The organism is Curtobacterium sp. MCBD17_030, assembly GCF_003224255.1.
GTDB lineage: Bacteria > Actinomycetota > Actinomycetes > Actinomycetales > Microbacteriaceae > Curtobacterium.
In genome coordinates this window covers 1-21,281 of sequence record NZ_QKLI01000031.1, presented here as the reverse complement: position 1 = coordinate 21,281, position 21,281 = coordinate 1, and the positions used below count along the sequence as shown (strand labels likewise).

Sequence of the window (21,281 nt, the reverse complement as noted above, 5' to 3'; positions counted from 1 at the left end):
TTTCCTGACCCCTTCGGGGGTTGGGGCTCGCGTCCACTTTGTGGTTCCCGACAGACGATCGGGAATCAAACTGAATACCGCTACGGCGGAGCAGTCTGAGACCAGTTCTGGTCGATGGTGTTCCGGTGGTCATAGCGAGAGGGAAACGCCCGGTCACATTCCGAACCCGGAAGCTAAGCCTCTCAGCGCCGATGGTACTGCAAGGGGGACCTTGTGGGAGAGTAGGACGCCGCCGGACTTCTCTTGATGAAAACCCCTGACACGGGGAGCATCCGCTCCCTCTGTCAGGGGTTTTCTGCATTTGTGTGCCACGTTGCTCGCTGCCTGGACACCGCGTTCGCCGCAGCCGGTAGACCGGATGCATGCAGGTCGTCGGAGTCACACAGTTCGGAGGGCCCGAGGCCCTCGCCGTCCACGAGGTCCAGGACGTCCACGCCGGCAGCGGGTCCGTGGGGATCGCCGTCCGAGCGTTCGCGGTGAACCCCACTGACACCGGAGTGCGCGCGGGGGAGCGGGACTCGAGCGCAGCCGCTCCGCCCTACGTCCCCGGGATGGACGCAGCGGGTGTGATCGACGAGGTCGGTCCCGACGTCGAGGGTTGGGCTGTCGGCGACGAGGTCATGGCCATCGCGCTACCCCTCACCGGCCACGGCGGCGCCTACGTCGAGCACCTGGTCGCACCGGTCGGGTCGTTCACCCGCATCCCGCGCAGTACCTCGATCGAACTCGCGTCCACCGTCCCGATGAACGGCCTCACCGCCATCCAGATCCTCGAGCTCGCCGGCCTGGAGCGCGGCCAGACCCTCGCGGTCACCGGTGCTGCGGGTCTCCTCGGGAACTACGTCGTGCAGCTCGCCAAGGCCGCCGGCATCACCGTCATCGCGGACACTTCCGAGCAGGACGAAGCGCTCGTGCACTCCCTCGGCGCGGACCACGTCGTTCCTCGGGGCGATGCGTTCGCCGATGCAGTCCGGGCGATCGTCCCCGAGGGTGCCGACGCCCTCGCGGACTGTGCGGTCCAGCGGGACGTCGTCGTCCCGGCCCTCCGCCACGGTGGCGTCTTCCTCGACGTCCGCGGCTGGCAGGGCAACGGCACGGACGGCATCCGCTTCGAGCAGGTCATGGTCTTCCGCGAGTACCGGTCGTTCGAGAAGCTCGAGCGGCTCCGGCACGCCGTCGAGGGCGGCACGATCGTTCCTCGCGTCGCCGAGGTGCTGCCCGCCTCGCGTGCCGCCGAGGCGCACCAACGCCTCGAAGCCGGCGGGACTCGAGGACGGTTCGTCCTGACGTGGTGACGGACGTCAGCACGTGATGGATGCCAGCATCTGACGGGAGTCACCGCGTGACGGACGGGAGGCCCGGGACCGACTGGTCCCGGGCCTCCCGTCCGTCGTCGGCGTGCCTCCGTGTGCGTGCCTCGCCCAGCCGCGTCGACGCGAGGCCGCCGTCGACGTCGAGGATGCCCATCCCGCAGTAGCTCAAGCCTGCGCGGCTGGGGGAGGCGTGGCGGCGGATGGTCGTGCTCGGCGAGACCGCGGCGCGCGCTGCGGTGGCGGTCGGCTACCGTAGCGCGTCGCACTTCTCACGGGACTACCGGGAGGCGTCCGGCCGGCCGCCGGCCGAGGACTCCGCGGGCGCGCGGGAGGCGTTCGCCGCGGTGGGGTGAGTCCGCTCGGACCGTCGTGACGCGATGCGGTCCCACCGGTCGAGAGCAGCCTCGACCAGATCGGCGGCGACGTCGACGTCGTCGTGCTCCCACACCCGGATGACGACCCATCCTTCGCTGCGGAGGGCAGCGTCGTGGGACGCGTCACGTTGCCGGTTGGCGAGGAGCTTCGCGCGCCACAGCTCGGCATTCGCCTTCGGTAGGTGCGCGTGCTCCTCGCACCAGTGCCAGAAGCAGCCGTCGACGAAGACGGCCACGCGCGCGCGGGGGAAGACCAGGTCAGCGCGCGCCCTCGTCCGGCTGCTGATCCGACGGTCGACGAGGAAGCGGCGACCGCGAGCGTGCAGGGCCCGACGGAGCGCGAGCTCAGGCGCGGTGTCCCGTCGTCCGAAGCGGACCATGTGGCGGCTGCGCTCCTCGTCTGCCTCCCAGTGCTGCATCCCGGGACGGTACCGCCGAGGCGGCGGCGGACGCCGCGCCTCCCGTCCGGCGACGGCGTCTGTCAGAGACCGAGTTCAGCGCGGAGGTACGGGGCCGTGCGGCTGTCCGCGGAGGCAGCGACCTCGGTGGGCGTGCCGGCTGCGACGACCTGGCCACCGGCGTCGCCTCCGGACGGTCCCATGTCGATGACGTGGTCGGCTGCGGCGACGACCGACATCGAGTGCTCCACGACGACGACCGTGTTGCCGGCATCCGTCAGCTGGGACAGCTGTTCCGTCAGGCGCTCGACGTCGGCGGGGTGCAGGCCCGTGGTCGGCTCGTCGAGGACGTAGAGCGTGTGGCCGGAGCGAGCGCGCTGCAGTTCGGTGGCGAGCTTGATGCGCTGGGCCTCGCCGCCGGACAGTTCCGGAGCGGGCTGCCCGAGTCGCAGGTAGCCGAGCCCGACCTGGCCCAGGGCGTCGAGCGTGCGGGCGGCGGCGGGGATCGCGGCGAGGAACGGAGTGGCCTCGTCGACGGTCATGCCGAGGACGTCGGCGATGGTCGATCCGTTCCAGCGGACCTCGAGCGTCTCGTCGTTGTACCGGGAGCCGTGGCACTCCGGGCACGGCGCCCAGCTCCCCGGCAGGAACAGCAGTTCCACGGAGACCGAGCCCTCGCCCTGGCAGACCTCGCACCGGCCGCCCGCGACGTTGAAGGAGAACCGTCCGGCGGTCCAGCCGCGGGCCTTCGCGTCATCGGTCGCCGCGAACGCCGTCCGCACCGCGTCGAACAGCCCGGTGTACGTGGCGAGGTTCGACCGGGGCGTCCGGCCGATCGGCTTCTGGTCGACCTCCACCACGCGGCTGACCGTCGGGTGGTCGACCGCTCTGGTGGGGAGGATGCCTCCGACGAGCGAGGACTTCCCCGAACCGCTCACGCCGGTGACGGCGGTGAAGACCCCGAGCGGCAGGTCGACGTCCAGCCCGCGGAGGTTGTGGCGCGTGACGTCGCGCAGTGCCAGGGTGCCGATCGGCGTGCGGGTGGGGCGGGCCTCCCGGTCGGAGCCCCGCGGCTGCAGGAACCGGCGTGTGACGGACGCCTCGACGTCAGCCAGGCCGTCGACCGGTCCGCTGTACAGGACGGTGCCGCCGGCCGTGCCCGCACCCGGGCCGACGTCGACGATCCAGTCCGCCTGCCGGACGATGCGCATGTCGTGCTCGACGACGAAGACGCTGTTGCCGCTGGCGCGGAGGTCCTCCAGGACCTGGATCAGGGGCTCGGCGTCGGCGGGGTGGAGGCCCGCACTCGGCTCGTCGAGGACGTAGACGACCCCGAACAGGCCGCTCCGCAGCTGGGTCGCGATGCGGAGGCGCTGCATCTCGCCGGGGGAGAGCGTCGGCGTGGCACGGTCCAGGCTCAGGTAGCCGAGGCCGAGGCCGGTGAGCACCTCGACGCGGCCGAGCAGGTCACGGGCGATGGCGACGGCGACCTCGGTGCGCTCACCCGAGGTGGTCCGTGAGGTGGCGGCGGCAGCGTCGGTCAGCTCGGCCGTGGGGCGGAGGACCTCGGCGACGCCGGACAACGGCAGGGCGTTGAGGTCGGCGATCGTCATCCCGCCGAAGGTCACCGCGAGAGCCGCCCGCGTCAGCCCCGAACCACCGCACAGTGTGCACGGACCCGACTCGACGAACTGCAGGACCTTGTTCCGCTGCGACTCGCTCTGCGAGTCCGCGAGCGTGTGCAGGACGAACTGGCGTGCGCTCCAGAACTTCCCCTTGTACGGCTTCGCGACCCGGTCCCGCTTCGGGTGCACCTCGACCACGGGCTGCTCCTCGGTGAACAGCAGCCAGTCGCGGTCCGCCTGCGGCAGCTCACGCCACGGTCGCTCGATGTCGTAGCCGAGGCCAGCCGTCACGTCGCGCAGGTTCTTGCCCTGCCACGCACCGGGCCACGCCGTGATCGCACCGTCGCGGATGCTCAACGACGGGTCACGGACGGCGGAGGCCTCGGTCACCTCGTGCGCGACGCCCAACCCGTGGCAGCGCGGGCAGGCGCCGGCGACGGTGTTCGGGGAGAACGAGTCCGAGTACAGCTGCTCCGCGCCCTCCGGGTACGTGCCGGCACGGGAGAAGAGCATGCGGGTCGAGTTGCTCAGCGTCGTGAGCGTGCCCACCGTCGACCGGGAGCTCGGGGCGCCGCGGCGCTGCTGCAGCGCCACGGCCGGCGGGAGGCCCGTGATCGACTCCACGTGCGGGGTCGAACCCTGCGCGATGAGGCGGCGAGCGTAGGGGGCCACTGATTCGAGGAAACGGCGCTGTGCCTCGGCGAAGACGGTGCCGAACGCCAGGGAGGACTTGCCCGAGCCGGAGATTCCCGTGAAGGCGACGATGCGGTCGCGGGGGATGTCGACGTCGACGTCGCGGAGGTTGTTCTCGCGGGCACCGCGGACGCGGATGAACCCGTCGCTCGTGGTGGTGGGGTCGAGGGCTGTGGTCGAGTCGCGGGTCGTGCGTGGAGCGGGCATCACTTCGAGCGTAGGCGGGTCGGGGCGGGCCGGTCATGGGTCGGTGTGTCCCTGCTGGACGTCAGGCGCGTGGCGGGCTGGTGCTGCGCCTCCCGTCAGTCGGTACGGTGGAGGTGGGGAACGGGGGATCAATGGTCGACGACAACGCGTGGTCGCCGCCGAAGCGGCGGAACGGCATCGGGTGGATCGTGCTGAGTGGTCTGCTGCTGCCCGCCGGGTGGATCGCGTGGCTGCTCGTCGCGCTCGCCGGGTACAACGGCGTCGACAGCTCGAACCGGTCGCTCTCGGCGCAGACGATCGGTGACGTCGTGGTGACGGTGGTGTGCGCAGGGGTGCCGCTCACCGGGGTCGTCGTGCTGCTGGTGCAGCGACGGCGTGACCGATCGGTCACGCTGGTCGGGCCGGTGGGGTGCGCCGTGTTCGCGGTCCTCGCGGCCGGGACGCTCGGGTACCCGACGACGGGGGTGGCGAGCAGCTGGGCTGCGGATGCCGAGCGCCGTGCGCAACCACTCACCGAGCTCGAAACGAGCAGGACGCAGATCGAGGCGGAGCAGGACCTCGCGGGCGTCGGAGAGCGTGCCGTGCGCGCGCTGGGCGAAAGCGTGCGTTCCCGGGACGTCGTCCAGGTCACCCTCGAGTGCCCGCTGTCGAACCTGCAGGAGGGCACGCAGTACATGTGGCGATGGTCGGTGCCCTCCGACCCGGATGGTGAGCCGCAGACCGACGCGGAGCGGGAAGCCGATCAGCTGCCGGGGCACGAGATCGAGCGGCAGTTGGCTCCGGTACGCCAGGTGTTCCGCGATGCCGGGCTCCACGACGCCGACCCGTACGGGTGGGACGTCCGCGCACTCGGAGACGACTGGCTCGCGGAGGCGAACGCGAGCGTGACCAGGGCTTCGGGCGACGTGATGGTCGAGACGACCTGCCTGGCGGGAGGGCCCGGCAACGGGTACGACGATGAGTGAGCAGGACGTGACCGCTGTCCCGAACCACCGAGCATCGACCCAGGTGCGGGTCGCGCTCGCGGTGTCGGCAGCGTGCACCGGGTACGAACTGCTCGCTGGCGCGCTCGTGGAGTGGACCGGGCTCGGGTTCGTGCCGCTGCTGCTCGTCGTGCCGGTCTACCTCGTGGCGATCCTGCTGCTCGTGTGGGTCGGGCAGCAGGGCGTCCGGACAGCGAGGACTCTGGCGATCGTCGTCGGGATCGTGCTCGCGGTGTCGCTGCCGATCTCGATGATCGTGGCGCTGGCGACGTGGGACTGACCCCGGTCGGCCGCTCCTGCACGGTGCGCTGAGGCTGCCCGGCCGCCGGGTCCTTCCGCCGCTGGGCCTCCCGCAGCTGGATCAGGGGAGTCCACGATGTTCCGGAACCACACGCCGGTTCGGGGTCCGTGCGGATCCGGGTGCAGGCGTTCGCCGTGAACCCGACCGACACGGGGGTGCGTGCCGGCCAGCGGGACAGCTCGCAGGCCTCGCCGCCGTACGTGCCGGGGATGGACTGCGCCGGCGTCATCGACGAGGTCGGGCCCAACGCCACCGGCTGGCAGGTCGGCGACGAGGTCATGGCGATGGCGTTGCCGCTCAGTGCCCATGGTGGCGCCTACGTGCAGGAGCTCGTCACGCCGGTGGGGTCGTTCACACGGATCCCTCGCGGGACGTCGATCGAGGCTGCGGCTACCGTGCCCATGAACGGGCTGACGGCGTTGCAAATCCTGTCGCACGCCTCGCTCGCGCCGGGGCAGACGCTCGCCGTGACCGGTGCCGCGGGGCTGCTCGGGAACTACGTGGTGCAGCTGGCGAAGGCCGCCGGGCTGACCGTGATCGCGGATGCTGCTCCGGCGGACGAAGCGCTGGTGCGGTCGCTCGGGCCGGACCACGTGGTGCTTCCTTCGCTTCCGCTGTCCGTGCGCTCGTGCCGGACGGGGTCGATGCGCTCGCCGACGCCGTGCAGCGCGACGAGGTGGTGGACGCCGTTCGCGACGGCGGAGTGTTCTTCGACGTGCGGGGTGGCAGGGCAACGGGGCTCGGGGGATCGAGTTCGTGCAGGTCATGGTCTTCTCGGAGTACCGGTCGTTCGACAAGCTCGAGCAGCTGCGGCATGCGGTGGAGAGTGGGACGTTGACGCCGCGGGTCGCCGAGGTGCTGCCAGCTGCTCGGGCTGTGGAGGCGCATGAGCGGTTGGAGGCCGGGGGAGGCGGGGGCGGTTTGTGCTGACTTGGTGAGTTGAAGACGTGGTGATGGACGGGAGGCGCGGCGCCGGTTGGTGCCGCGCCTTCCGTCGTTCGGTGGCAAGGCTCTCGTGCTTCGCCCACGTCGAGCAGGTGTCCAACCGGTAGGTGGCCCGACAAGACAGTCAGAGCGTGCGGGCTCCCGTGGAGGTCAGTTCGTCCAAGACCGCGCTTGTGCACTCAGCACCGAGCGTGCGGCTTTGAGCCCAGCGCGAGAGCTCGCGGCGCCCTGAATGTTGATCGGCGGATCCCATTCGCCGATGACGGGTGCCTCCAGCGAGCGGAGAGGAGCAGCCAACTCCGCAGTCTTTGCCCACGCGGACAGCAGGAGGTGTTCGTGCATCCACGCGGTCAGACGGAGGTCATCGTCCGAGCGTAGGGCGTAGTTCGAGAAGTGCCGCGGCTTCTCGACGTTCCTCGGGATGGCCCGGAAGCCCAAGGACGGTGCCAGGAGTGCTGCGAAGGAGCGGCGCACCGTGGACGACCCCGTCTTCGAGGCCGAACTACTCCCCGCGGCGAAGTGCGTATCGACCTCACGTTTGCGAAGGCTTTCCTCGGCCTTGCCGACATAGAGCGGAGTGATCGGTCCCCGCCACTCAAGTCCGAGTTCAGACCACGTTTCCTCGTTGGACCAGACCGCATAGAGACCCGGACCGGTCGGCATCCGCTCGGCCGAGCTAACAGGAAATGGATTGGCTCGCAGCGCCTGTCCTGCATCGTTCAGATGGACCTGAGGAGATCTAGACTCATGCAAACAACCTAGGCATCGTCCGTCCGCAGCGAGCGCTCAGCCAACCGCGGCACCCTTCCGGCGATTGCACGGCCCGCACAGCACCTGCAGGTTCTCTGGCTCGCTGCTTCCGCCTCGCGACACCGGGATGATGTGATCGAACTGCAACTCGGAGGTCGAGCCGCAGGTGCCGCATCGGCCACCGTCGCGAGCCCAAACGAGTTGCTTCACATCCCGCGGGATCGCGCCTCGACGGTACTGCACGGGCTGCGAAGGGCTGTTGGCGATGGTGTGGGCTCGAGCGATGGTCGAGGCCTGCCGACGGTCGCGTGTCTCGAGAAGCGCGAAGACCTGCTCCGGCAGCAGATTGTCGTTGTCCCAGAACCAACGGCCGCGGAACCACCAGTACTGGCGCTCCTTGACACGTCCGACCTTCACCGGGTTGCGGTTTGATGTCGCGAAGGCAGCGGAGAGCTCGTCTTTCCGTAGCTTCGACCCGACGTAGTACGTCGAGCGGCCAACGGTGAGCTCGACCCGACCCCTCCGAGTGAAGAGGTTCACGCGGTGCCTCATCGTCACGTTCTCGGCTCTGCGCAGCACTGAGCGCCCCTTAACTTCGTTCCTGTTTTCCGCCGTCAATCCTGGTCGGGAATTGGCAGGCCGTCTAGCACCCGTTCGGGGTGGGCCGTGCAACCCATCGCCTGCTACCTCGGTGTGCGTGGCGCTGATTCACTCAGCTGGTTCCGACGGCGGCTCAGTAGCTCCGCTGGGACGGCGGGGCGACAGTAGTCGTCTTACTGAGGCGACTGCAGAGTGCACATCGCTTCTGAACTGTGCGGGATGCCGTACTCACGACGCGGAGTTTTGAAGGAAGTGACGAAACGTCGCGCGAGTCCGCCAGAATGTCTCGAGTGGCACAAGCCGGGAGGACCACAGCATGAGTGAAGTAGTCGTCCACGACCGACGAATGAGCGCGTATGAAGAGAAGGTCTGGGACGGGCTGGGGACCTACTGGGAAAAACGCAACAACGCTCGCGGGTTGCCGAACTGGGTGAGCGAGGCGATCGACCGTGGAGGGGCCGCGGCGCGGAAGGGCGCTGGTCGCGTCGTCGAGAAGGTTCCGGAACCGATCAAGGAGCCCATCCGCCGCGCAAGCACCGCCGTCGCGGATGCGGCAATAAAGCCGGCCTTCGAGTCGGCGGTGGCTCTCCTGAACCTCGTGAACGACTGGGTCGTCGAGCTGAATGACCCTAAGGCGGTGGAAGAACTCGCTCGTAAGCGCGGATTCGACGTCGAGGCGTTCACTGACCTTCGCTGGCGTGACCTCCGAGACTGTGATCGCCTCCTGACGCTCAACACCCTGCGCTGGAGATCGGCCGGAGCCGTTGAAGGCGGTGCGATGGGAGCACTCGCACTGGTACCAGTAGCGGGTATCCCGATCGCGATCACTGCAGACATCGTTGTTGTGCAGGCTCTGAGCGTCTCCATCGCAGCTCGTGTGGCGTACTCGTACGGATACGACGCGAAGGACCCTGAGGAGCAAGAGTTCATCCAGCGGATCGTCCGAAGGTCGTTCATCGCACAGGCCGCCAAGGCAGGTCCGATAAGGGATGCATCGCGAGCGGCGTGGGCAGCGAAAGACCGAGTCCGATGGTCGAACAAACTCCGCGCCGACCACCGGCTCCTGGCCGCTCTTGAGAAGCTGATGCAACAGGTCGGCGTAAACGGCGGACGGGTTTCCGTGCAAAGCGTCGCGAAGGTCGTGCCTTTCGTCGGCATCGTGATCGGGGCCGGGGTGAATGCCGCCGTTCTCGGACAGCTGGCGGAGGACGCCAAGCGGTACTGCCAAACGCGGTTCCTCAGCGAGAAGTACGGGCTACCAATGCCGACAGCCCTGCTCGAAGAAGACGACGACGCCTTCGAGGACCACGCATGACGCGTACCGAAAACCGACTCGAGCGACTCCGCGCAGCGCTGCGATATCTCGATCAGCAGGGTGTCGGTCGACGACTCGAGGTCTGGGACCACGTGAAAGACCTTGTCCCACTCGAAGGCGACGAGCGAGAGCTCAACGGCAGTGGGGAACCCCAAGGTCAGTCGGACTTCCTGTGGGGGACTACCGCTCTGGTTCACGCTGGATTCATGGAGAAGCCGCGTCGCGGCGAGTGGATCGTCACGGATGAGGGCAGCGACGTCGCACGCCCTGAGCTGTCCCTTGAAGAGTTCGGTACTACGCTGAACGAGCGAGAGCGCGCGTTTCAGCAGGCGCAACGCGAAGATCTTGCACTTCGGCTGCGCACGGAAGTCGTTCCGCCAGATCGGCGAGCGGAAGTGATCCGAACGACCGAGCGTCTCTTTGTCGACAGGGGGCTCGCAGCACTCGACTCGGTTTTCGCTCCGGGGCGATCGGTCTGGCGCCAGGACGTCGCGGACGAGCTCCGGCAGCGATTTCTGGCTCAACCCAAAGCGGACGGCCAGGACTTCCTGGCGAAGCTCGGCAACCAGTTCGGCGAGGCCAGCGACGACGCGAAGTTGCTGATGGCCGAACTTGTTTGCTGGCAGATCCTGCCGCTGCAGACGCCAGGGGAGCGCAAGAAACGGGAGCGAGTCTCGTTCCTGCTCGATGCCATGGAACACCCGGTGACGATTCCAACAGAGATCGACGCGGCGTTCCGCTCATGGTCGTTCAACCCGGGAACTGCAATGTCGGTGCAGCTCTACAAGGCACTGTCACTCGTCGTCGAGTGCGCGGTCCGCTGGATCGATCTGACGGCTGAGAAGCGCGAACATGCTTTGGAGGACCCGTGGGCCTGGCGCGACTTCGTGAACTCGCTCCCCGGCTCTGCTTTTCCGACCCAGCGCAACGAACTGCTGTATCTGGTGCATCCAGGCGTCTACGGCGAGGTCGTGTCGAGTGACAACCGCGAAGCGATTCGGTTGGCCTTCGCCGGCGAGGTCGAAGGCCAGATGGACGACGATGCGGACGCCGCGTTCCAACAGATCACTCTCGCGCTGCAGCAGAAAGCCAAAGGCCCGGCGCTCTACTACGTTGAGCCGCTAGCAAGCCGGTGGCAGTCGAAGTCAGCTCCGGTCCCCGGACCGGAGCCAGACCCAACGCCGTCGCCCGAGCCCGATCCGGAACCGACCACTGAGCGATCCGCTTTCCCCGACGCGGCCGAGTGGTTGGCGGACGATCTGCACATGCCGAAGCCCTGGCTACAGGACACCCTCGACCTCATCGAGCGGCGCAAGCAAGTCATCCTCTACGGTCCGCCGGGCACCGGCAAAACCTTTTTGGCGCAAGCGCTGTCGAAGCACGTGACGGACGGTACCGACGGTGAGACCACCATCGTGCAGTTCCACCCGACGTACTCGTACGAGGACTTCTTCGAGGGCTTCCGCCCCGTCGCCAACGACGACAGCGGCAACCTCGCCTTCACCCTTCGGAAGGGACCACTCCGGCGCCTCGCCGACGCGGCCGCCGCCAACCCGGAGGCGAACTACTTCCTGGTCATCGACGAGATCAACCGCGGCAACATAGCGAAGGTCTTCGGCGAGCTGTACTTCCTGCTCGAGTACCGCGACAGCGAGATCTCCCTGCTCTACAGCGACGAGCCGTTCACCCTGCCGAGCAACATCTTCGTCATCGGCACGATGAACACCGCCGATCGCTCGATCGCGATGCTCGACGCCGCCATGCGGCGCCGCTTCGCGTTCATCGAGCTGCACCCCGAACGCGAGCCCGTGCAGAACGTGTTGTCGCGTTGGGTGGAGACCAAAGGCCTCCAGGATGATCGTGCCGACCTGTTGTCACGGCTCAACGCGCAGATCCAGGACCACGATGCGAAAGTCGGGCCGTCCTTCCTGATGCGCGATCTCGCCGGGACCGGGCTGCAGGACGTGTGGCGGTACGAGATCCTGCCGCTCCTGGCGGAGCACCACTACGGCGAAGGCGTCGACCTGGAAGCGCGGTACGGCCTGGCGACGCTGCGTCGCCAGGCGACACGCGACGCTGCGGACGGGGCCGAAGGTGCTTCCGTCGACAATTGAGCTGCGGGAAGCAGACCAGCCGGTGGTGCACCGGCTGCCGCGCGCGGTGGCGGTCGGTCTTGCGACGGCGAACATCGCGACCGTCGCACCGACGCTTGGCACCGACGAGTACCGCGTGAGCGGTGTCCGGAAGGTCGGCGTCGTGCGGATCGCCGGGCACACGGTGTGGTTGAAGCCGAAGACGCCGGTGCGGCGGCTGTTCGCGATGCTCGGGTACGCCCGTGCCGGGAGTGCGATCTGGACCGAGGACGACTTCGGGTTCGAGGAGGACGATGACCTCGTGCCGGCATTGGCGTACGCGTTCGTACGGCTGGCCTCGCGGGCGTTGGCCGGAGGACCGCTTCGTGGGTACGTCACGCGCGAGGACGCGCTGCCGCTCGTGCGTGGTCGGTGGCGGATCGGGGACCAGCTGACACGGCGGGGCGGGCAGCCGCTGCCAGTCGAGGTGTCGTTCGATGACTACGTCGAGGACATCGTCGAGAACCAGGTACTGCTGACCGCAGCGACGCGGTTGTTGCGACTGCCAGGTGTGCCGGCCGATGTCCTCGGGGCGCTGCGGCGGATCGTGCGGGTGCTCGACGGAGTGTCGGTGATCCCGGTCGGGGTGCCGGTGCCGGTGGTGCGGGCAGATCGACGAAACGCGCGGTACTCGTCGGCGCTGGCATCGGCGTCACTCGTGCTGTCGGGGTCGTCGGTCGAGCAGCGTGCCGGGTCGGTCGTCGCATCGGGGTTCCTCGTCGACATGTGGTCGGTGTTCGAGGACTTCGTGTCGGCTGCTCTGCGCGAGGCGTTCAAGCCGTATGGGGGAGTGCTCGTGTCGCAGTACCAGTCGACGCTCGACGTCGAGAGGGCGGTGAAGATCGCACCGGACCTGGTGTGGCTCGTCGACGGGGAGGTACGGGCGTGCATCGACGTGAAGTACAAGGTCGAGAAGCACGGGCAGTATCCGAACGCTGATCTGTACCAGATGGCCGCATACTGCCGAAGGCTCGGCTTGGCAGAGGGGTGGTTGGTCTACGCGGCGGGTGAGGTGCCTTCTGGTGCGCTCCAGGTGATCGCAGGGCCCGCTGTATCTCGGACGGTCGTGCAGTTGAACCTTCCCTTCACCGACATGAAGCAACAGATATCACAGCTCGCTCGTGGTGCGGCTTCCTCGACCGCGGCCCCGTCCTGACCAGGCGGTGTCAAGTGCACCGATGAACCGGTTGATGGCGTTGGGACACCGACAGTCGGGCTCCGCGCTCGGTGATGTGCCCGACGAGATCGTTTTCCCCGATCAGGTCGAGTGATGCGACGCGGGTGTGCATCCGCTTCTGCCCGGCCAGGGCGGCGACCGCATGGATTTCGCCGGGCGCCCGGCCTGTGTCCGCCAGCGCCGTGTCGGTGCTGTACGCGAGGTCGGCGAAGCGGACGATGTCGTCGGTGACGTCCTCCTGGCCGCGGGTCATTCGGTCACCGTGGACGGCGACCTCGCGCCAGGCTTTGGTAACGACGATGAAGACGCCGACGACGACCATGTCGACCTGTGCTGTGCGGCTGCCGGGCCAGCGGCGGTCTGCGAGCAGGTGGTACCCGATGCCGGCGCACGCTTTCGTTGTTCAAGTCGGACGCCAACGGGAACTCCGCCATGACGGCCTGTTCCGTCGACTCAAGAAAGCTGCGCTTCCCCGTGCCCCACTCGGGACTCTCGGAATCAATCATCCGACAATAATCGCCGGACACGGTTCTCCCGTCGATTGACGCCGCATACAGAACCGATTCTGCGATCCAGAAACGTGCGTCCACGCCGCGCGTCTATTCGGCGCTTGAAGGCCGCTCAATCGCTCCGCCGCCGTAGCCACGGTGAACCTTGCCTCTTACCTCTTCGACGTCGGACTCGTTGCCCCAGACGTGCCAGTCGGGCCGGGCATTGCGGGCAAACATCTCAAGATACGGGCCGGGGGAGCAAGACTCGATGAACTCGTACTGCTCGTCGGGTTTGCGAGAGTGTTCGCGCTTCCGCGTCTCGATCATGTTGACCTGACTTCGCGCGGGCGGAAGCGTGCGCATGGACCCGCGCACGCCGAACAGGATCAATTCGGTTACGTTACGGAAGTAGAAGCCGACGCCCCGTCCGTCGGGCCCACCGTCCTTGCGACGCTTGGCCCAGACCACGTTGCTCACGTACCGGAAGCCCCATGCCTTCATGACCTCCATACCCTCAGGCAGGAGCGCGTTCGGGACCCATAGGTAGAGGTGCGCGTTCTTAGCCGCATGGTCAGCGACCGGGATTGCCTTGATGTCGTTCAGCGTCATCGTGTCGTACCGGTCGAGGCGACGGTGCTCGGGCGCGACTTTGCCTGTGCGGTTCGTGAAGCGCCACGGCGGGTCGGCAAGGATCGTCTTGAAGCCGTCCTCGATCGTGGGCAGGGGGACGGGGACCGTCGGGTCGATGTCCGCGCGAAGAGGTGTCGTCATAGCCGGGCAAGTCTATTGGAGCCCTCAGACGTCGACTGCCTAGACGACTGGCGGGTCGAAGCGTGTGCCGTCCCAGGTAGCGTCCGAGATCCCGACGATCAGGACGGGACACGTGCCCGCCCCTCCGCGCTGCATACGGATGTCGGCCTTGTCGAGCGACGTGGTGGTTGACGTCGAAAGGTCGATCGGCAGCCTGCTCGACTTCAGGTGGTCGGGCAGCGTGTCTTGGTACTCAGCCCATAGGTCGCGTGCCAGCCTGAGCAAGGGCAACCGATCCTTGGTGATGATGACCGCTCCGTCGATAAGCCCGTTCTCGTGCCAAGACCGGTACGCCGCCAGATCGCGATCAAGGTTCCCGTCCTTGGCGTTCCACTCAACGTCTACGATCATGCGGCCCTTGTGGTTGTCGACTCGGAAGCCCTCGCTGTAGACCGCTGGGACCTCGACAATCCTCCGGCCGACTGTCCCGGCTCCCTGCTGATGGAAGTCCGTGTGGAAGTAGCCCTTGATCTCGAAGTCGATGCGCGTCTCTTCCCAGCCCATCCGCCGGAACTGCTGATCGAGCGCATCTGTCAGGTCTCCTTTGTTGCCGCCGGCACGCAGCCACTCGTTCGGATGCAGGGTGAAGTTGTTTAGCACGTACAAGAACTCGTGGAACTCGGTCGTGGCCACCGCGTTGAGGACGGCGGCAGCGTTGCCGGTCTCTATCCATCTGTAGCGGCGCATCAAGTCGGGAGGGATGACGGCAGGATCGCGGAAGCTGCTAGTGACGTACACAGCTTCATGTTAGTGCGGATGCCTCACTTCGCCGATCGCGAACCGGGGGGTGCCGCGAGTCACATTTGACGCGCGCCGGACCTGTTGGTCTTCCCTTTTTAGGCGGCGCCCGAACTCGAAGTAGGTCTGCGCCGCAGGCGGGACGCAGATTTCCCCATCGGCGTTCGGCGACACTCCGGAAGAAATTGCCGAGTGCAGGAAATCACGAACGGCTAGCTTCTAGAGAAAAGGACTCATGACATGGCCAATTTGACTAAAACCCAACTACCAGCGATAATATGGAGTCCTCGTCGAAGTGGAAATCGCCAGCTCATGCTACCGCCATACGGAGCCGTGCGGGGATTTCTCCGTGCCCTATGCTGACTTCCCCGGCTCAGCTTGGTCGGCTCCAACTGCGTGCTTTCCATGAGTGGAGTCCTTGTTCAAGTCGTGGGCGAGCCTCGCGACGATCTTGCGAGCGTCTTTCAGCAGGTTCGGGTTCGTTGTCGGCTCGTTGATCTGTTCTCGCCCTTCAAGGGCGCGCAGGGCGTTTATCAACTGCACGTGAGCCTTCGCATGTTCGCCGAGAGCCCATGTCTGCCCGCCTTTCTCGAACGGGGGCATCAAGAGAACAAGAGTGATCATCACACATTGGTCGAACTGCTCCTTCCATGCCCGGCGGGAACACGAGGCGGAATGCGTTCGCGGCCAGGGCAAACGCGTCGGTTGCTGGTTTCGTCTCACGCACCGATCTGGCCGGCACCACCCATCGCCAGCACGGGCAGCAGAACGTTCCAACCAGTCTGGTCGATCAAGGTGGTGTGGATCGGGATGAGCCCCTGGTGCATGCCGGTCATGACGAGGGGCAGGAAGAGACCTCCGAGCACGAAGCCGGCGAAGGCCCCACCGTTCGCGAGCAGCCAGGTCGCAGCAGTACCGATCGCGACCGAGACGACACCGGCGACGGACATGAGCACGCCGAGGGTGATCGAGCCGGCGACCAGGACGGTGACGGTCGGCACGACGATGAGCGCGATGACGTCCGGCGTGACCCGGCGCATGAACCGCTCGACGTACGCGGCGAGGATGCCGCCGGCCAGCGCACCGAGCACACCACCCTGCCCTGGAGCCAGGGTCTCGCCGAACACCGTGACGTTCGCGACGCCGGCCGCGACGATGATGCCGCCGACCGCGCCGCCGAGGATGGGCGTGCCGCCGAACTCCTTCGCGGCGTTCATTCCGACGAACACGGCGAGCAGGGACAGGAAGCCGGACGAGAGCACGCCGAGGAACGGCGTCAGCGCAGGCACCCACCCCAGGTTCGTCAGGATGCCGTTGATCCCGGCGATCAGACCGCAGGCGATCAGTGCGGGGATGAGTGGGATGAAGATCGCGGAGATCTTCCGGATCGCGCGCATGGTGCGACCGTCGGAACGGGACCGCGCGGTCGCCTTGATGGACGCGCCGCGAGCAGCGAGCTCCTCAGGCGACGCACCAGGCCCACCAGCCGCAGCCGACGGGGCGGCCGCGCGCAGGGCCTCCAGACCGTCGGCAACGCGGTCGACGAGACCCGGGCCGAGCACGATCTGCAGGTTCGAGCCGGCCGCGATGGCGGCCATGACGCCGTCGGTGGCCTTGAGGTCCTCGAGCTCGACGGAGGAGTCGGACACGACCTCGACCCGCAGGCGGGTCATGCAGTTCTCGACGTCGGCGATGTTCGCGGAACCGCCGACGGCGTCGAGGATCTGCTGGGCGAGTTGCTGTGCATCGGGCATTGCTGTGCTCCTCGGGGGAAAGGAAACGGAAAAGGGGGAACGAGGTCTACAGCACGGCGCGCAACGAGCCAGCAGCAGCATCGAGGCGAGCACGCACGTCGGCAGCGGAGGCGCCGGTCAGGATCACGGCGATGGCGGTCTTCACCTCACCGTCCGAGGCATCGAGCGCCGCCTGGACCTCGGTCGAGGCAGCGCCCGTGACGTCCTGCACGAGCGAGAACGCCCGGGCGACGAGCTTCGCGTTCGTCGCCCGCACGTCGATCATGCGGTTGCCGTACGTCTTGTGGCTGCGCACCATCGCGAGCGTGGTGAGCATGTTCAGGACGAGCTTCTGCGCGGTGCCCGCCTTCAGGCGGGTCGACCCGGCGATGAACTCGGGACCGACGACGACGTCGATGGCGATGTCCGCCTCCCGCCCCGCGGCCGAGTCGGGGTTGCACGCGGCGGAGACCGACAGGGCGCAGCGGCGCTGTGCCTCCAGGACGGCCGGGTACACCTAGGGCGTCCGGCCGGACGCGCTGATCCCGACGACCACGTCGTCGGGATCAGGTAGAGCGGCAGTCCGAGGACTGCGCCGTGCGAGCGCCTGCAACGTCTCCAGACGTTCGTTGCCGAAGTCGGCTACTGAACCTCATCACGGGCGAGAGTCGAGCCCTCTTCGCGGTGCTCGAGTCCGGGCGCGGAGCCGGGCGCCGAGCGAAAGCGGGAGCGCGGTTCATACCTGGGCACTGGCGCAGCGCCGTGATCACGGCTCGCGCAGCGCTGCCCCTCACCCCACCCGGTACAGCCCTGCCGGCGTTCCCGGCCCCTTCGCCCGGTTGCCCTCCGCGGCCACGAGCCGCCCCACGGTCGCCCTTCGGAACATGTCCGGCTGCAACTCCACTCCGAGCACCACTTCGCGCAACCGTCGCAGCTCGGTCTTCGTGAATGGTCCTCCCGTAGCTGCACCACCGCGTACTCGAGGATGTCGTCGTGCGCTTGCACCATCGCCCCCGCTGAGGCGACGGGCACCAAGCGCGCCCGCTCTTCGTCGATCGACACGGAGACAGCCGGCACGACCTCGAGGTGACGACGTCGACTTCACAGCGGCAGGAAGTCGAACCTACGAACTTTGGCGAGGACAGCCCAAGCAGCGGCCAACACGATCGCGGCGATCAGGTTCAAGACGATCGACAGACCCGAGATCGGCGGCAGGAAGCCACCGCTCGGACCAGTGAGGGTCAGCGGCAGGATGTTCGCGTAGAGGTTGACCGTGAACAGCTGCCCCCCGACGCCGATGAAGAACTCTTGCGTGTTCGGCGCCCCGATCCGCCAGAGCAAGACGGCCTGCACGCCGATGACGACGAGCAGCCCGACGGCGAAGAACGAAGTCGAAACTCCTCGACCACGGAGCACTTTCGACAGCGTTGCGAGGAAGGTCACCGAGAGCAGGAACGCCGCGATCGAAACGACCTTCGCCAGCGTCACGTACCCGATCACGGCTGCCGCGTCTGCTCCTGCGGGTTCGAGGAGGCTCTGCAGCTGCAGACCGACCGTCAGGAGGTGCTGGACGGTGAGCAACACGGCGAGGACGCCCAGTTTGAGGCCGACGAGCTGCCAGCGACTTCTGGTGCTGATCTGGAACAGCTGGTCACGCCCGAGAACGACGAACGCGAACACCACGACGGCTGAGTAGACAGTCGTCGCGCTCCAGCACAACAAGGTGCACAGCGCTCGGATGACGTCCAAGGTGACGATGTTGGATGCGAGCACGGCGGCTACGCCGGTCACCGTCGTGGCGAGGTACGCGGCGACGAACACCGGCAGGTGCTTGCGGAACTCAACGCGCCAGAGCATCAGCGGAGATCACTTCCTTGACTCGTGCTTCCAGACCGCCGCGTGCAGCAATCGCATGGACGTCTTCGTGCAGGACGAGCGCACCGTCGTGCACGACGATCGCTTCGTCGAAGAGGTCTTCCAGTCCTGCCACGAGGTGCGTCGAGATGAGCGCAGTGGAACCTGGCAAGCGGTGCTCTCCGATCAGTTGCACCAAGCGGTCCCGTGTCCAGGGGTCGACAGCGGCGAGCGGTTCGTCGAACACGTACAGATGGCAGCGTCGACTCAGGACGAGGCCGAGGTGGATCTGCTCCGACATCCCCTTGGATGCCTGGCTGACCCTGAGGTCATCGGGAAGACCGAGCTCGGCGAAGATCCTCCGAGCGACGTCGGCATCGAAGTCTGACCACAGCTGCCGTGCGAGTGCGACGCACTGATCGAGTCGGAGGTGTCCGTAAAGGAATGGTGCGTCGGGGAGGTAGGCGATGGAGTTGCCGTGGCGGGAGAGCACTCCGCGGTACCTGTTGATCACCCCGCACATCGACCGTATGAGTGTGCTCTTGCCAGCCCCGTTCTGACCGAACAGCCCGATCACGTGGCCCCGGTCCTCGATCGTCAGTGAGAGGTCGTCGACGGCGGTTTGACGGCCGAACCGCACGGTCAAGCCTTGGATCGTCAGGAGGTCAGGCAATGAGGTTCCTTGTCAGTGTGAGGATGGTGCGGATGACCACGAAGACGATGAAGACGACGCCCGCGACCTTGATGCCGATCAGCCACGGGGGGTTCGCCGGGAGATTGCGTGCAGCGTCGACGCCGGCTAGGGCGAGGAGCACCCGGTAACCGTCGGAGTTCAAGATCGGTACGACGTTCCAGGCCACCGCTATGAAGACCAGGTGTGCCGCGACTTCGATGCCTGAGGACCGAACGGCCCAGGTGTTCCCGACCAGCAGGAGGGCGTTGGTGGCGAGGTTCGCCAGGATGCCGGCAGCATGGACGATGACCTGTTCCTGTCTACTCAGGAGCAGGCTCTGGTTCATCCGGACGTAGAACGCCGGGAAGACCCGGTAGCTCAGTTTGAACCCGACACGATCTACCGAGCGGCCGAATCCACGGAGCACCAGGATGTGTGCTCCTTCGTGGATGAGGACGGAGAACACCAGGTAGACGGCCGCTGCGATCGCTGCTGACGAGTCCGTCGGCGTCGTGCTCGTCGGCAGGAGCATCGCATTGACTGCGAGGAGTGCCGGGAGCGTTCCGGCGGTGCTCCACGCAGCCCAGGTCGGAACGGACGACCGCCGGATTCGCGCGGCGGTCCGTATCGACTCGGGCAACGAGTCGACGGGGGCGCGGTAGTAGGCACGCTCCAGGCGATCGAAGACCACCGCGTGTCCACCAGAGATGCGGAGTTCGCATCGATCATCGGCGTAGACCTGATCAGGCCGCATCGACAGCTGCCCAGTACGCGTCGACCTGTGGCCTGATGAGGGCGATCGATTCCTCGTCCCTGAATACGATCGAGCACAGTTCGCAGGCCGAGACCACTTCGGTGACCGTGGCGGCGGGTGCGTCCGGTGCGACCCGCCGTATCGCGTCGATGAACCACTGGAACCCCTCGCGCTGCATGATCCCGAGCAGGGCATTGCGCTCGAACGTGTCGACCACTTGCTGGAACGACTGTGCACCTGCCCGGCCGAGTGTCATCCTCGTGTCGAAGATCGGCGGCGAACAGCATGGGTACACGTTGCCGTCGTTGTGGAAGATCACCTGATTCCCCGGGCAGTGCAGCATGCCCCGGGTGATCGGGCGGCGGTGGAAATCGGACTCCGGAAGCGATCGTGCCTCGCCGGCAGGAACGACGGGGAACTGGGTGATCTGGACGCCATGCACACTGTCACCGAGTTCGGCCAGCAGTGCGCGAGAGTCCTGCGACCGACTCACGCACATGTTGAGTACGACCTTGATACGTCTGTCGTGCGAGGCATCGAGGATGTTCCTGATCCGCTCCGGTTTGACGTAGGGCGAGTGGAAGTCGTCGTAGCTCAGCGTGAGCTCCCGCAGTCCGGCGTCCTCGAACTCGGCCAGGACTCGGTCTGCGGCTCGCCGTGTGACCCCCCAGAAGCCGTTGGTCACGCACGAGGCCACTCGTCCGCTGGCGGTGATCCGGGCGATGATCGACATCGTTCGAGCCCGCCGGATGAGGGGCTCTCCGCCGGTGAGACCGATCTCGCGCACATTGGGTTCGCGGAGGAGCTCGTCGACGATGTTGTCAACCAGGTCGTCGTCGAGGTTGGCCGTCGCGTTCGGGGAACTGCTGACGCAGCAGTGTGCGCATCGTGCGTTGCACTTCGAATCGAAGTTGATGCCGACGCTCCAGCGTGGGTCAGCCATGGTTTGTCCTCGTGTTGCTGTCGGGAAACGGTGGGGCCCCGCCCCGATCCCCGGACTGGTCAGCCCTTACCGCTGCCGACGATCACGGCGCCGCCGCTTCCGACGACGAAATACCACAGGTCGTCCACGACGTCGAGTTCTGCGACCCTGTCGTCCAGCGTGAAGCTCTGGAGCATGTTGGCGCTCTCGTTGTTCTGCATGTTCCCTCCTTTCGGGTTCGTTGGGACGGGCACGGGGCGGGGCGTGCAACACCATACTCAAATCCAGAACATCAGACCAGCACTTCCGTGATTCGGGCGCGACGATCTCGCCGCGACGCTGCCACGACGCTGCTGCGTGTCGTCGATCGGCTCGCTCAGTGCCTCTGTGGCCACGGGTGCGCGAGCAGGGGTACCGCGACGAGTCGCTCCGTCCACGTCCGTCGAGCCGCCGGCGCGAGCAGGTCCAGCCCCCGCAGGACGTCGAGCTCGCC

Annotated in this window: 22 protein-coding genes, 1 rRNA gene and 1 pseudogene; 9 read left to right on the top strand and 15 right to left on the bottom strand. The window is 67.0% G+C overall.

What is annotated here, in order from left to right; translation table 11 throughout:
- The first annotated feature begins 121 nt into the window (after positions 1-121).
- Positions 122-238 (top strand): 5S ribosomal RNA (rrf, locus tag DEI89_RS16720).
- 124 nt (positions 239-362) lie between these two features.
- A complete protein-coding gene (locus DEI89_RS16715) occupies positions 363-1,295 on the top strand; it encodes an NADP-dependent oxidoreductase (RefSeq protein WP_110905188.1) in 933 nt (310 codons plus the stop codon).
- 295 nt (positions 1,296-1,590) lie between these two features.
- On the opposite strand, the gene DEI89_RS16705 is transcribed toward DEI89_RS16715, so the two are convergent.
- Positions 1,591-2,106, bottom strand: a complete 516-nt coding sequence (locus DEI89_RS16705; protein ID WP_110905187.1) for a very short patch repair endonuclease — start codon at positions 2,104-2,106, stop codon at positions 1,591-1,593.
- A 62-nt stretch (positions 2,107-2,168) separates the two neighbouring features.
- Entirely contained in the window at positions 2,169-4,610 is a 2,442-nt protein-coding gene (locus DEI89_RS16700; protein WP_110905186.1) for an excinuclease ABC subunit UvrA, read from the bottom strand.
- A gap of 131 nt (positions 4,611-4,741) precedes the next feature.
- Between DEI89_RS16700 and DEI89_RS16695 the strand changes: the two genes are divergently transcribed.
- The 4 genes and pseudogenes from DEI89_RS16695 to DEI89_RS18280 all read left to right on the top strand — a co-directional run bounded on the left by DEI89_RS16695 (position 4,742) and on the right by DEI89_RS18280 (position 6,824).
- The gene (locus tag DEI89_RS16695; protein WP_110905185.1) at positions 4,742-5,575 is read left to right on the top strand and encodes a hypothetical protein; all 834 of its coding nucleotides are present in this window, start codon (positions 4,742-4,744) and stop codon (positions 5,573-5,575) included.
- On the top strand, positions 5,568-5,873 hold the full coding sequence (locus DEI89_RS16690) for a hypothetical protein (protein WP_110905184.1): 306 nt from the start codon (positions 5,568-5,570) through the stop codon (positions 5,871-5,873). Before DEI89_RS16695 ends, DEI89_RS16690 begins: the two co-directional genes overlap by 8 nt.
- 128 nt (positions 5,874-6,001) lie before the next feature.
- Positions 6,002-6,184, top strand: a pseudogene (locus tag DEI89_RS18285) (alcohol dehydrogenase catalytic domain-containing protein); the annotation flags it as partial.
- 253 nt (positions 6,185-6,437) lie between these two features.
- Positions 6,438-6,824, top strand: coding sequence for a zinc-binding dehydrogenase (locus DEI89_RS18280; RefSeq protein WP_309146541.1), 387 nt, complete (start codon positions 6,438-6,440; stop codon positions 6,822-6,824).
- 165 nt (positions 6,825-6,989) lie between these two features.
- Here the strand turns inward: DEI89_RS18280 and DEI89_RS18345 are convergent, their stop codons facing one another.
- On the bottom strand, positions 6,990-7,502 hold the full coding sequence (locus DEI89_RS18345; protein WP_375334567.1) for a GIY-YIG nuclease family protein: 513 nt from the start codon (positions 7,500-7,502) through the stop codon (positions 6,990-6,992).
- Between the two features lie 123 nt (positions 7,503-7,625).
- On the bottom strand, positions 7,626-8,129 hold the full coding sequence (locus DEI89_RS16680) for an HNH endonuclease (RefSeq protein WP_258366524.1): 504 nt from the start codon (positions 8,127-8,129) through the stop codon (positions 7,626-7,628).
- A 376-nt stretch (positions 8,130-8,505) separates the two neighbouring features.
- On the opposite strand from DEI89_RS16680, the gene DEI89_RS16675 reads away from it, so the two are divergent.
- Genes DEI89_RS16675 through DEI89_RS16665 form a run of 3 tightly spaced genes read left to right on the top strand, consistent with a single transcriptional unit; the run spans position 8,506 to position 12,792 of the window.
- Positions 8,506-9,504 carry an EcsC family protein gene (locus tag DEI89_RS16675; RefSeq protein ID WP_110905183.1) on the top strand — a complete coding sequence of 333 codons (999 nt, stop codon included), beginning with the start codon at positions 8,506-8,508 and terminating at the stop codon, positions 9,502-9,504.
- A complete protein-coding gene (locus tag DEI89_RS16670) occupies positions 9,501-11,618 on the top strand; it encodes an AAA family ATPase (RefSeq protein ID WP_111045196.1) in 2,118 nt (705 codons plus the stop codon). Before DEI89_RS16675 ends, DEI89_RS16670 begins: the two co-directional genes overlap by 4 nt.
- Positions 11,619-11,640: 22 nt before the next feature.
- Positions 11,641-12,792 (top strand): McrC family protein, encoded by a 1,152-nt coding sequence (locus tag DEI89_RS16665; protein ID WP_110905182.1) that lies wholly within the window; start codon positions 11,641-11,643, stop codon positions 12,790-12,792.
- A 10-nt stretch (positions 12,793-12,802) separates the two neighbouring features.
- On the opposite strand, the gene DEI89_RS16660 is transcribed toward DEI89_RS16665, so the two are convergent.
- From DEI89_RS16660 to DEI89_RS16615, 11 genes are all read right to left on the bottom strand, one after another.
- Positions 12,803-13,135 (bottom strand): hypothetical protein, encoded by a 333-nt coding sequence (locus DEI89_RS16660; RefSeq protein WP_110905181.1) that lies wholly within the window; start codon positions 13,133-13,135, stop codon positions 12,803-12,805.
- A gap of 277 nt (positions 13,136-13,412) precedes the next feature.
- Positions 13,413-14,075 (bottom strand): MT-A70 family methyltransferase, encoded by a 663-nt coding sequence (locus DEI89_RS16655; protein WP_110905180.1) that lies wholly within the window; start codon positions 14,073-14,075, stop codon positions 13,413-13,415.
- Positions 14,076-14,114: 39 nt separating this feature from the next.
- Positions 14,115-14,852 (bottom strand): BglII/BstYI family type II restriction endonuclease, encoded by a 738-nt coding sequence (locus DEI89_RS16650; protein WP_220033239.1) that lies wholly within the window; start codon positions 14,850-14,852, stop codon positions 14,115-14,117.
- Between the two features lie 354 nt (positions 14,853-15,206).
- Positions 15,207-15,476 (bottom strand): hypothetical protein, encoded by a 270-nt coding sequence (locus DEI89_RS17465; RefSeq protein WP_146236835.1) that lies wholly within the window; start codon positions 15,474-15,476, stop codon positions 15,207-15,209.
- A 95-nt stretch (positions 15,477-15,571) separates the two neighbouring features.
- Positions 15,572-16,606, bottom strand: a complete 1,035-nt coding sequence (locus tag DEI89_RS16645; RefSeq protein ID WP_110905179.1) for a PTS transporter subunit EIIC — start codon at positions 16,604-16,606, stop codon at positions 15,572-15,574.
- Between the two features lie 46 nt (positions 16,607-16,652).
- A complete protein-coding gene (locus DEI89_RS16640; protein WP_181421710.1) occupies positions 16,653-17,102 on the bottom strand; it encodes an N-acetylmuramic acid 6-phosphate etherase in 450 nt (149 codons plus the stop codon).
- A gap of 584 nt (positions 17,103-17,686) precedes the next feature.
- A complete protein-coding gene (locus tag DEI89_RS16635; RefSeq protein WP_110905178.1) occupies positions 17,687-18,442 on the bottom strand; it encodes a hypothetical protein in 756 nt (251 codons plus the stop codon).
- Positions 18,426-19,112, bottom strand: a complete 687-nt coding sequence (locus DEI89_RS16630; protein WP_110905177.1) for an ABC transporter ATP-binding protein — start codon at positions 19,110-19,112, stop codon at positions 18,426-18,428. The genes DEI89_RS16635 and DEI89_RS16630 overlap by 17 nt, the downstream gene beginning before the upstream one ends.
- Positions 19,105-19,803 (bottom strand): site-2 protease family protein, encoded by a 699-nt coding sequence (locus DEI89_RS16625; RefSeq protein ID WP_110905176.1) that lies wholly within the window; start codon positions 19,801-19,803, stop codon positions 19,105-19,107. The genes DEI89_RS16630 and DEI89_RS16625 overlap by 8 nt, the downstream gene beginning before the upstream one ends.
- A 52-nt stretch (positions 19,804-19,855) precedes the next feature.
- Positions 19,856-20,809 (bottom strand): YydG family radical SAM peptide epimerase, encoded by a 954-nt coding sequence (locus tag DEI89_RS16620; RefSeq protein ID WP_110905175.1) that lies wholly within the window; start codon positions 20,807-20,809, stop codon positions 19,856-19,858.
- A gap of 59 nt (positions 20,810-20,868) precedes the next feature.
- Positions 20,869-21,009, bottom strand: a complete 141-nt coding sequence (locus DEI89_RS16615) for a YydF family exported signaling peptide (RefSeq protein ID WP_110905174.1) — start codon at positions 21,007-21,009, stop codon at positions 20,869-20,871.
- Positions 21,010-21,281 lie beyond the last annotated feature (272 nt).